General features: G+C 55.6%; 11 protein-coding genes and 1 pseudogene. 2 read left to right on the top strand and 10 right to left on the bottom strand.

Going from position 1 to position 9,936, the window contains the following annotated elements:
* The 8 genes from AC2VNO_RS07300 to AC2VNO_RS07335 all read right to left on the bottom strand — a co-directional run.
* The coding region (locus AC2VNO_RS07300; RefSeq protein ID WP_486933519.1) for a hypothetical protein at positions 1–358 on the bottom strand (358 nt) is incomplete at its 3' end.
* 30 nt (positions 359–388) lie between these two features.
* Positions 389–1,261, bottom strand: coding sequence for a copper resistance D family protein (locus tag AC2VNO_RS07305; protein ID WP_234245948.1), 873 nt, complete (start codon positions 1,259–1,261; stop codon positions 389–391).
* 9 nt (positions 1,262–1,270) lie between these two features.
* Positions 1,271–1,636: a copper resistance CopC family protein gene (locus tag AC2VNO_RS07310; protein ID WP_234245945.1), complete on the bottom strand. Its 366-nt coding sequence runs from the start codon at positions 1,634–1,636 to the stop codon at positions 1,271–1,273.
* Between the two features lie 73 nt (positions 1,637–1,709).
* Complete coding sequence (locus tag AC2VNO_RS07315) at positions 1,710–2,282, bottom strand: DUF2231 domain-containing protein (protein WP_234245943.1); 573 nt, start codon at positions 2,280–2,282, stop codon at positions 1,710–1,712.
* 488 nt (positions 2,283–2,770) lie between these two features.
* On the bottom strand, positions 2,771–3,436 hold the full coding sequence (locus AC2VNO_RS07320) for a response regulator transcription factor (RefSeq protein ID WP_234245942.1): 666 nt from the start codon (positions 3,434–3,436) through the stop codon (positions 2,771–2,773).
* Positions 3,437–3,852: 416 nt separating this feature from the next.
* Complete coding sequence (locus tag AC2VNO_RS07325) at positions 3,853–5,169, bottom strand: ATP-binding protein (protein WP_234245940.1); 1,317 nt, start codon at positions 5,167–5,169, stop codon at positions 3,853–3,855.
* Between the two features lie 544 nt (positions 5,170–5,713).
* Positions 5,714–6,136 (bottom strand): hypothetical protein, encoded by a 423-nt coding sequence (locus tag AC2VNO_RS07330; RefSeq protein ID WP_486933520.1) that lies wholly within the window; start codon positions 6,134–6,136, stop codon positions 5,714–5,716.
* Positions 6,137–6,267: 131 nt separating this feature from the next.
* Positions 6,268–7,282, bottom strand: a protein-coding gene (locus tag AC2VNO_RS07335) for an IS630 family transposase (RefSeq protein ID WP_234245936.1) whose coding sequence is annotated in 2 segments (ribosomal slippage) — positions 6,268–6,894 and positions 6,896–7,282 — 1,014 coding nt in all. Because the reading frame shifts where the segments join, the coding sequence is not laid out codon by codon here.
* A 115-nt stretch (positions 7,283–7,397) separates the two neighbouring features.
* Between AC2VNO_RS07335 and AC2VNO_RS07340 the strand changes: the two genes are divergently transcribed.
* A complete protein-coding gene (locus AC2VNO_RS07340; protein WP_486933522.1) occupies positions 7,398–7,499 on the top strand; it encodes a hypothetical protein in 102 nt (33 codons plus the stop codon).
* A 105-nt stretch (positions 7,500–7,604) separates the two neighbouring features.
* Here AC2VNO_RS07340 and AC2VNO_RS07345 read toward each other — a convergent pair whose 3' ends face one another.
* Positions 7,605–8,744 (bottom strand): DcaP family trimeric outer membrane transporter, encoded by a 1,140-nt coding sequence (locus AC2VNO_RS07345; protein WP_444678185.1) that lies wholly within the window; start codon positions 8,742–8,744, stop codon positions 7,605–7,607.
* 185 nt (positions 8,745–8,929) lie between these two features.
* On the opposite strand from AC2VNO_RS07345, the pseudogene AC2VNO_RS07350 reads away from it, so the two are divergent.
* Positions 8,930–9,241: pseudogene (locus tag AC2VNO_RS07350) on the top strand (transposase); the annotation flags it as partial.
* A 165-nt stretch (positions 9,242–9,406) separates the two neighbouring features.
* Here the strand turns inward: AC2VNO_RS07350 and AC2VNO_RS07355 are convergent.
* A partial coding sequence (locus AC2VNO_RS07355) for an ATP-binding protein (RefSeq protein WP_486933521.1) occupies positions 9,407–9,936 on the bottom strand: 530 nt, incomplete at its 5' end.

Genomic DNA, 9,936 nt, shown 5'->3' on the forward strand with positions numbered 1-9,936 from the left:
CACCGTGATCCATGTCACCGTGATCCATGTCACCGTGATCCATGTCACCGTGATCCATGTCACCGTGATCCATGTCGCCGTGATCCATGTCACCGTGATCCATGTCACCGTGGTCCATGTGATCGTATTCATGCATGACGCCGGGTTCGCCGGCGCGCGCAGCCGAATCGATCGGCGGACGGTCTCGGAGCACGTTGGAGGCTTGCGGCATCGGCGCCTGGGGCCCCTCCACGCTCGCCGGATGGGCGGCGCTGAGCGGTTGCGGCTCGTAGGCGGTCGCACAGCCGGCGAGGGCCAGCGGCAGGGCAATCAGAAGCCCTTTGGAGCTGAGGTGTCGGTATTTTTTTATGCGCAGCATCAGGAGTATCCTTGTCGTTAAGTCCGATCGCTAGCCGAACGGCGAGAAGTACGTGGTCAGCATGGTGGTGGTCAGCAGGATCAGCAGCGCGAGAACGATCTCGAGGGCGATCACCCCCTTGAGCGCGCCAGCCGCCTGCCCGCCGCCCGCCATCAACCCAGGCACCAGACGGAAACGGTTGAGCGCCGCCAGCAAAAGCAGCGCAGCGACCAGGGCGAGCTTGATCATCAGCGTGATCCCGTACGCGGTCTGCCAAAGCGCCGCGAGGCTGTCCAGCAGCAGGACGGTAAGCACCACCCCGGCCAGCACCAACGCGCCGACCAGGAACATCGCGATCACCCCGAAGCGCTCGAGAATCGCCGCGGCCCGCGCGTGTTCGCCCGATCGGACAACAAGCAGCAGCGGCCAAAGCGCCCCCAGCCAATAGGCGGCGCCCGTGAGGTGAATCGCGACCAGGCTGCGTCCGATCACCGCATCGTATACCCCCGCGTGGCCGGTCACGGTGAGCGAGGCGAGCACGAACAACGCGCCGGTGCCGCTAAGCCAGATGCCCAGCGGGTGACGACAAATCACCAGCACGATCAAGGCGAAACCAAGTGCCCGCATCAGCACGCTCACCCCCACCGGTGAAAGGGCGAGCATCCCGAGCAGAAACGGATCGAACATCCCGTCGATACCGCCGCCATTGAGGTAGCCCACCCGCACGGGGATGGCGAGCGACGCCACCGCAAGCCCAATCATGGCAAGCACGAGCGTCGCCCGCGCGATGCGGGCGCGCTCGGCCGCCGTCACGCCGGAGAAGAGCAGGAGAAACAGCACGCCTCCCGCCGCGAAGAGCCCGGTCGCGTAGGTCAACAGCTGAAGCGCGAAACTTGCCAGCTGCCATGCGGTGTCAGCGCTCATCATCCGGCCTCATCGCGCCGCCGCAACGGTGAACTCGACGTTCCCCGACATGACGTGCCCATCGACCGCCATGCCCCGCCACTGCACGACGTAGTGGCCGGGCGCGAGTTCGGGCAGCGCCAGACTGTGTTCGGAGCCGAGCCGGTTCGAGGTGTCGAGGCTCACCGCCTCGCCCTCATGGGGACGCAGCATCACCGAGGTCAGACGTAGGGTGTGGCCGAACTTGAGCTCGAGCTGCTCAGGCACTGCCTCGGCGCTGAGGGTGGCGCCGTCCTTCGGCACCGACCCTTGGAACGGGGCGTGAGCCTGCGCGGTGGAAACCGCGAGCAGCCAAATGGCCAGGGCGAGCGTGCTGAAGAGCTTCGTGTGTTGCATGATTCGTACTCCTCCTTGTCGATTCGATAAGGCACGGCGCTGCCGCGCGGTTGGCGTACTTGATCGGTCCTGCTCAATGCGCGTGGGGGTGATCGTCCTCCTCCGGCGCGTCGGCCGGTGCGGGGTGGCCCAGCGGTAAGATTCCCATCTCCGGAGCATCGGTCTCAGCGTGAGCGCCGTGCTCGTGGTCGTCGACATCGGGCAGCCGCTCCACCCCGACACCGTAGCGGAAGACCACCTCCGCTCCCCGGTGTCCAGTCACCGTGAGCAGCACCGCGCCGATCAGCAGCGCCACCACGAACAGCCGGGATTCGCGCCGGTTACTCAGCAAACGCGTATACGCCGCCCACACGACCAGGATCACGAACACGACGAAGGTGGTCAGCGCCCAGTTGCGGTGGACCGTCATCGCCTCATGCGCCGGCGCGTCGTGTACCACGGTGTTGTAGGCCTGCAAGCCGGTGAGCACGGTCAGCACAGTGAACGCGGTTCCAAGCCACAGGTTCCAGCGCGCGACCAGCCGCGTGCGCTCGGCCCACTGCTCAGGGAGCACGAGCGCGACGAGGTAGAGCATGACCGCCGTGCTCAGAAGCCCGGCAGTGAAATTGACGAATATCGGATGCCAGTTCGGGATGATCTCCGGCATGTGAGCCTCCTTATTCTTACTCTTATGACCCGCCGAACCCTAGGCCAGTTATGTGAAACACAAAGATAACTGGCTTTTTTGAAATAGAGCTGAACAGCATGCATGGATTGGAAGCCATAGCAGACTGTCAGAGCGATCAGGTTAGTTGACATTAAATATTTGTATCTAGGTGCTGCGAGGCAAGGCTGGACTACACCGGATCTTGAGCTTGCAAATCGGCGGGGATCGCCAGAATGCTTGCAGCTCGACTCGATACCATTCAATCCCCGGCAATTCGTCTAGTCAGACCGTGTTACATTGCGCTGTCTCAATTCTGCCTTCCACCTCAAAATTCTGACAATAAACCGCACCCGCACCTAGAAAAATCGCACGCCACAGCAGTTTTAGATCATGGATAAGCACTTGAGAGGGGCATTCATACTCCTTGCCGATGGCTGGACTTGAACCCGCAAAGCTTTTGAAGCATGACATCTTTATTCCCATTTCAGTCAATGCGATACAAAGAGATACCCTTGACCGCGACGAGTCTGGATATATTCCTTGCCGAGTCGACGTCGAAGCCGGCTAATATATACCTCAACCAAATTCGGATCAGCAGCATCTTGCTCCAGAGAGTACAGCTGATCAAGCAATTGTAATTTAGAGTACACTCGATCCGGGTGCCGCATCAAGTAGCGCAATAGACGATACTCAGTAGATGTTAACTCTTGCCAGCACCCACCATTTACCGACACACGTCGAGAAAACTCATCCAACTCGATACCGTTGACAGACAATATGTTAGCGACCCCACCCGATCGACGCCGTATTAGCGCATATATCCTGGCCATCAATTCAGACATATGGAAAGGTTTGGTTAAATAATCATCGGCCCCTCCTCTCAACCCAACAACTTTATCCTCCCATGTATCACGAGCCGTAAGAATTAAAATGGGAAGCTGCCACCCTTGCTTTCTCCAGCGCTCAAGCAGCTCAAGCCCAGAACCATCAGGCAAACCAAGGTCAATAATTGTTAACACGTAACTTTCAGTAGACATGAACGACTCTGCCTCACGTATACTGGCCGCCCAGTCCACGACGTAACCGTCTTCTTTAAGCGTATCCTTCATACTTTCGGCCAACAAGTCATCATCTTCAAGCAATAACAGCTTCATAATGCAGCTCTCACGGACGATGGCGGCATAGGTGCTCGGCGCATTGAGATACAAGGATAGACCTGGTCTTCCTTCAGCGACGAAATTGGACGCTCATAAAAGCCTTTGTGAATCGCCAGCACCTCACACCGTATGGCAGTGGCAGGATTAGCCTCTGCCATCTCTCCCTGAGAATAAGCATTATCCATTACCCGACAATTAACTCTAGCCAGGCTCAGCCGCAGCGTTGTCGATCCAAGAACAACGGCTGCACCACGCTTGGTGAGACATCTGCACACTTGGCGAAATAACCGGTAGCTAGCTAAAGACAAATTGTCAGCTTTCGAGCTGGCCATTTTGGGCTCCGTCAGGTAGTAGCACTATAGGCCAGCATGACCGCACTTCTTGAAAATATCCTGAAACGGCGCCAAGAAAGCTCAGCTGACGGGCAATGTGATCTCTACCAGCAAACCTCCAAGAGATGAATTCTGAAAGCTCACCTGTCCGGAGTATTGCCCGACCAGCTGCCGAAGAATTGACAGTCCCAAACCATGACCCGGCCGAGCCTCATCGAGGCGGAAGCCTCGTTGTCCTAACCGATCCAGCTCGCTTTTGGTCACCCCAGGGCCGTCATCTTCGATCAAAATAGATAGATAGTCACCATGAAGTATGCGGCAGCGTATCTCTCGAGATGCCCATTTGCCGGCATTGTCTAACACGATTCCCAGCATCTCAGTAAAGTCTTGACGCTCTATGTTTGTAGTAGCCGGCACAGAAGCGGCAATTTCGAAGCAGAAATCGCAATGGGGATAGAGTGTTGCGAACATCTCGATCAATTGCTCGACGTCACGCCGGAAAAATGCTCGCTGTCCAGCACTGGGGCCTGCAATCCGGGAGCGCTTCAGCTCGCCCTCTAACTGGGTATTCATGTTTTCGAGTCGTCGCAGCATTTTCTGTCTACGCTCGGGGTCAATGGGACGCGAGCCTCTGAGAACTTGGATTGTAGCGGCTAAAGGGGTCTTGAGGGCGTGGGAAAGGTTGGCCAACGACTCACGTGAGCGTTGGAGACGTCGCGCATGCTCGTCCATCACCTGGTTGAGCTGCTGGACAAGACCGTCTAGTTCGGAAGGTATTTCGATTTCTAGGCGCTCACGCGCTCCTGAGCGAAGCTCTTCAAGCTGTTTGCGCAATCGATAAAGCGGGCGAAGAGCACTTTTGACTGCTATCAAGTTCAGAGTGATGAGTAGAACTAACAGCAGACTGGCAACGCCGCCCACCCACCAATGCAGGGCCTCTAGCCCGGCCTCGACTTTACCGAAATCCTCACCAATCAGCAGCACTCCCGGACGATCATCCATCTCAAAGGTCTTTCGGTACACCAGCAAATGGCGATCGCTCCAAGCCACATCCACGAGCGCATCTTCTTGGCCCTCAAGTAAGGGTGCAAGCTTTGTCAGCCAGTGTGGGTGAGAAGTTGTTATTTCATCGTCTAGCTCCAGAACGTAGAGATGGTGAAACACCTGCAGAACGGGGACCTTCGCTTCCTGCCATAAGTGGGGGGAGAGATGCCCCTGAGCTAACTGAAGCAATGTATATTCCGCTTCCTGCTTTAACCGCTCGCCGAGAAAGCTTCGTGCAAGGTCATTCAATAAGATACCGTGCAATAACCAAGTCAGGCCAACAACGACCAGTGCTACGCCGCCAAGCCATACCAGGAGGCGAAAGCGAAGACTTCGAAGATCAACGTAACGCAAAGATTTAGCCCTGTTCTGTTCGCATCTGGATTGCTACCTTATCCAAGGTGTGGTTCAGTCGTCCGATATATGCATCAAATAGATTCGGGGAGTACGCTTCCTGCCTCTTTGGATAGAGCTGTTCAAGAACTTGAGGCGGGGAGAGACACACCAATGACGATTCTACCCCCAATCTCCTCCAGAGCCAAGAATTGCCTCAATTTTCCAGCTCGTCTTCTACGCCCAAATTGTCAACACTGACCACATCATCCAGCAGGCCGAGAGAGGCAGCACGTGATGCGCTTGTTGCTTTGATAGGCACGTGGCACTTGGTAACACGCTGAGTCCGTGCCTGTACCAGCGGCTGCTTTAATTACTCGCAGCGGCGAAGCACCTTCGCCAGCTTGAGGAGTTGCTCGGGAGAGAGGTGGGGTATTTTGACTATGCGCCCGGCCCCGCGTGATTAATCACGCGGGACCGGGCCGCCATTAACGCACAGCCATGCATTAACTTTAGCGCATGATCAGCCTGTGCCTAAACTTGCTGCTCAATGCAGCTCGATCGATTAGTAGCTCACGTGCAATTCATACCGGTCACGCATTCCTTCTCTTTTAGCACCTGTCGACGCACCACTAACTTCTAACACATAATTACCAGGCTGCACTTGCCGCTCGATCTTGAAATGGCCTCGAGGGCTTGTCGCCTCCTCCACTAGCCGACCTGAATCATCATACAGCCTAGCGGTTATACGCACCCCCACGCTTGACTCGCCAGGAAAGTGATCACTAGCCACCTTCAGGGTGGTCGGTTGATCAATATTAATCTGAAAGCGTTGCGGATGTCCTGGCGATGATAAAATATAGGAAGACGATATGCCGCTATCCAGCATGGGGAGTTCCCGATCGGCCCCAGCTCCAAAGCCTGCCATGGCAGGTGCTGAAAGCAGGCTAGCCAAAACAATTCCTAGAGCAGCTACTTGAAGTTTCATGTGAACATCTCCTCCTTGGTGATTTAAATCTCATCCTAACAGTCATCCTTGAAAATTAGCTGAACGCAAGCAGGGCCGAAGCTACCTCCGACGGCATTCCAATGAACCTGCCCAGCAACAGTGGTAAGTGATTATGCAAAATTAATCGTGCGCTCTGTTCCGTAGTCTCTGAGCAGGAGCTGTACCTCCTTGCAGAGCCGATCGAACGATAAGTAGGCTCCCAAGGGTAGCCAGTAGTATTTGACCTGCCGCCACAGAATCTCGATCAGATTCAGCTCCAGCGAGTAGGCCGACAGGTAGACCAGATGCACGCGATATGACATCCACTCCAGAATCTTACGCTTGAAGGCCTTGGAGCGATGCATGCTGGCATTGTCTAGCACCACCACAGCGAAGGCATCGGGGTCTTTCTGGGCGACAAACTGATCAAACGCCTTGATGACCGTGTCGGTGGTGACCGTCTCGATGGTGGTGTGGTAGACCAGCTTCCCTTTTCGGCTGAGGAACCCCAACACGTTCAGCCGTCGGCTATGTGAGTACGCGGTCACTTCCCAGGGCTTGCCCATGGGGCTCCACGCATAGGGCACCGATGAGGATTGCGAAAATCCCGACTCATCAAAGTAGTACAGGTCATGCTCGCCTTGGTCTTCCCTCTCCTGCAGTGCTTTCAGGAGGCCCTGCGTATTGCGGAAATCGGCTTCATCACGGCGGCCCTTCAGAGAGTGCCGAATGCGCTTGAAGCTGTTGTCATTTTTTTTTCAATGCCCGGCGCAAGGTGTCCGTGCTGAAGTTTTTTCCGGTCTCCTCCTGCAGCTGTGCCTGCAGGGTGCGTAGTTGGTGAGGGTGCTCCTCCACCAAGGCTTGCAACCGCGCTCGATCACTCTCATCCAGAATGGGGTGTCGGCCACTACGCGGCTTGTCGACGAGCTCGTCGAGACCGGAGGCTTCCCACTTCTGAAACCAGATCGTCAGGGTATTCCGCCCGACCTCCAAAATGTCGCTGATCTGGGTGATGGTATAGCCTTGATTACTCAACAGGATGGCATGTGCGCGGCGACGCAAGGCACGCTTTTGCCCGTACTGATGGACCTCTGCCAACGCTTGTCGATCGGTGTCTGTCAGCGAAGAGATGAAGCGCCGTGCCATGGTACCGTCCTGGTTTGATATCCCAGCTGACAGTATGCATGAAAATATCTGCCTAGGCACTTAGCTGTGCTGGTGCAGGGCCTGCCCTGGCAGCGTCTCGTCGCCGGGCGCCAAGCTGAATGGCCATGAGCCCTACACCTACCTGAATGGCGTGCTGGTACGGCTGCCGACCCAGAAGGATCTGATCATCCAGGATCCTACAGCTAGCAGAGGTTAAGTCATACAGACGATTTAATCATCGGGCACTGCACCAATGCGCAAAAAGGCTTGGGAGATTTCCCAAGCCAATCGATCAAAACAGGTTTTCGCGAACAAAATCTAGCTAGAAACTATATTGCGCAGCCACCATGATACGGCTCGCATCTCCCCTTTCGCCTCGAAGCTCCGTCTCGTAATAGCCGTATTCCACCCCATACATCAAGCGATCAGTGGGTGTCCACATCAGGTTAAGGAACGCATTCCGATTAACTCTATCAGCATTTCCACCCACGGCCTCATCACCTGGGTCGACATCTGTAAACCCTGAAGTAGCATTCATGGCTAAGTGTGGGGAAATCTGATAAGAAAGGCCGACCGACGCCCCCTTCCCGGAAAGGGTCTGCAGATTTCCGTTAGAGTCAATATAGGCATCAGCGCCATTAAACAACCCGCCTGACAAATAAAGGTAGCTATTTGCGCCTTCACTGAGGTTAACCAAACCCCGGATGGTTAGTGGGCCAATATCGTACGCTCCCGCAACAAAGCCCCCATACCCCATCGTAGTATCTTTCTCGTTTCCAGTATCATATTTCAGCTGGCGTGCAACGCCAGCCACGGAATATGAAAAATCCCCAATATTGTCTTCGTAACGCAAAGTCAATGCCGGCATGGATGATACAGCATTGCCATGTGCCTCTAGTGAGTCGTCCGCATTTGGAGCTAGCTGTACTTGTGGGGCTTCTAAAGCGACAGAGAAGCCTTCAGTAGTATAGCGGAGCTGGTTAAGGCGCGACCCAAAACCGTTACTTCCCGCCGTGCCAAAAAAATTCACAGTCGGTGTGGACGCCACAAAAGTGTTGTAATTAGACCAGTTCTGTCCTGCCAAAATGCCATTCCATGACCCAGAAGCAAGCCTTAATCTAGCATTGCTAGCATCATCCCAGTCCCAAAAATCGAACTCGAATACAGTATCAATCGAACTTCCAGCTGCGGGGGTACTTGTTCGAAAACCAAGTCGACTGGTGTTCGCAGCCATTCGAAACTGGTCGCCAATCTCGTTGTCAGATTTTTCAACCCTTTCGAAATAGGTTTCGTTAGCCGGACCTGCCCGATCGAAATTGTAAGCCATGTTCAATCTGGCGAAGCCATAGATAGAGGCTGTCGTGTCTCCCGCCACTTGGATGTCTACTGCCGAAGCAGAAGGTGCACCAATAGCAAAGGCCAAAGCCGTCATGCTAGCCCAAGATAGCTTGTTATTTTTCATAGCTTGATCCCATTATTATTTCAGATAGTCAATCTTGACATATCGAACTTACAACACAGAGCTGAACATAACCTGAACAATCTCTCCCATTAAAGAAACACTGTATCAATCCTGCCGCGGCTGCCTGGCAGCCAGCGGCGGGGTAGAATTCGGCTCTCTTATCATCGCCTGATCAGAGCCGCCCGATGAAGCAGATCTCGTTCGCCCAAGCCGAGCACCAGAACAAGAAGAAGGTCACCCGCCACGAGCGGTTCCTGGCCCAGATGGAGGCGCTGTCGCCCTCCTATTTCCCGAACGTAGCCTGTAAGCGAGGGCGTCCGCCGATCGGCTTGGAGCGCATGCTGCGCGTCTACTTTCTCCAGCAGTGGTATGCCCTGGCCGATGAAGCGCTGGAAGACGCCATCTACGACAGCCAGGCTATGCGCGACTTCATCGGTATCGACCTAGCCATCAAGAGCGTGCCGGACGCGACCACGCTGCTGCGCTTATTGCTTGAAGTCAGGAGTTTGAGGCCGCCCGGCCAGAGTTATTCTCCCAAGCGGGTGATTAATCACACTGGACCGGGTACATCGGCTTCTTCTGTTTCCGCTGACTCCGTGGGTTGCACGACGGGGCTATTTACAGCGAATCGACCAGTAGAGCTGGTCATGGACTTTTGCCAGTCACTCGTCATCAGCGTCGGCGCCGTGACGGTGTGATGCACCTTGCCTGCCGGAGCGTGACAGGGTGAGGCAGAAGGTAGTGAGGCCATCCTGCGAATGGACTGCAACGTCTCCACCATGAGCCTTGATGATGGATTGGGTGATGGCGAGCCCCAGCCCTGCTCCTTCGCCATGGTGGCTGCGGATGTTGTCGGCGCGGTGGAAGCGCTCGAACAGTCTCGGTAACTGATTGGCGGGAATGGTCTCACCAGGATTGCTGACACACAGCCGCGCCATGTCCCGAGCCTGGGTGATCGTGATGTCTATGGTACCGCCAGGGGAAGTGTGCCGCACTGCGTTCGAAAGCAGGTTGGCAATCGCGCGGCGTAACATCAGGTGGTCGCCGGTGACCGTAGCGGCACCATTAAGCTGCATCGTGACCTGCTTCTCCTCTGCAAGAGCCTCGTAGAATTCCAGCAAAGCGTCTACTTCCCGCTCCAGATGCACCGGCTCGGCGGGATTGGGCAGCAAACCATGATCGGCCTTGGCCA

The organism is Halomonas sp. TH-94, assembly GCF_057473365.1.

Coding starts and splice junctions, on each gene's coding strand:
- AC2VNO_RS07315 (WP_234245943.1), bottom strand. CDS start 2,282: ATGCCGGAGATCATCCCGAACTGGCATCCGATATTCGTCAATTTCACT.
- AC2VNO_RS07330 (WP_486933520.1), bottom strand. CDS start 6,136: ATGAAACTTCAAGTAGCTGCTCTAGGAATTGTTTTGGCTAGCCTGCTT.
- AC2VNO_RS07320 (WP_234245942.1), bottom strand. CDS start 3,436: ATGAAGCTGTTATTGCTTGAAGATGATGACTTGTTGGCCGAAAGTATG.
- AC2VNO_RS07310 (WP_234245945.1), bottom strand. CDS start 1,636: ATGCAACACACGAAGCTCTTCAGCACGCTCGCCCTGGCCATTTGGCTG.
- AC2VNO_RS07305 (WP_234245948.1), bottom strand. CDS start 1,261: ATGAGCGCTGACACCGCATGGCAGCTGGCAAGTTTCGCGCTTCAGCTG.
- AC2VNO_RS07345 (WP_444678185.1), bottom strand. CDS start 8,744: ATGAAAAATAACAAGCTATCTTGGGCTAGCATGACGGCTTTGGCCTTT.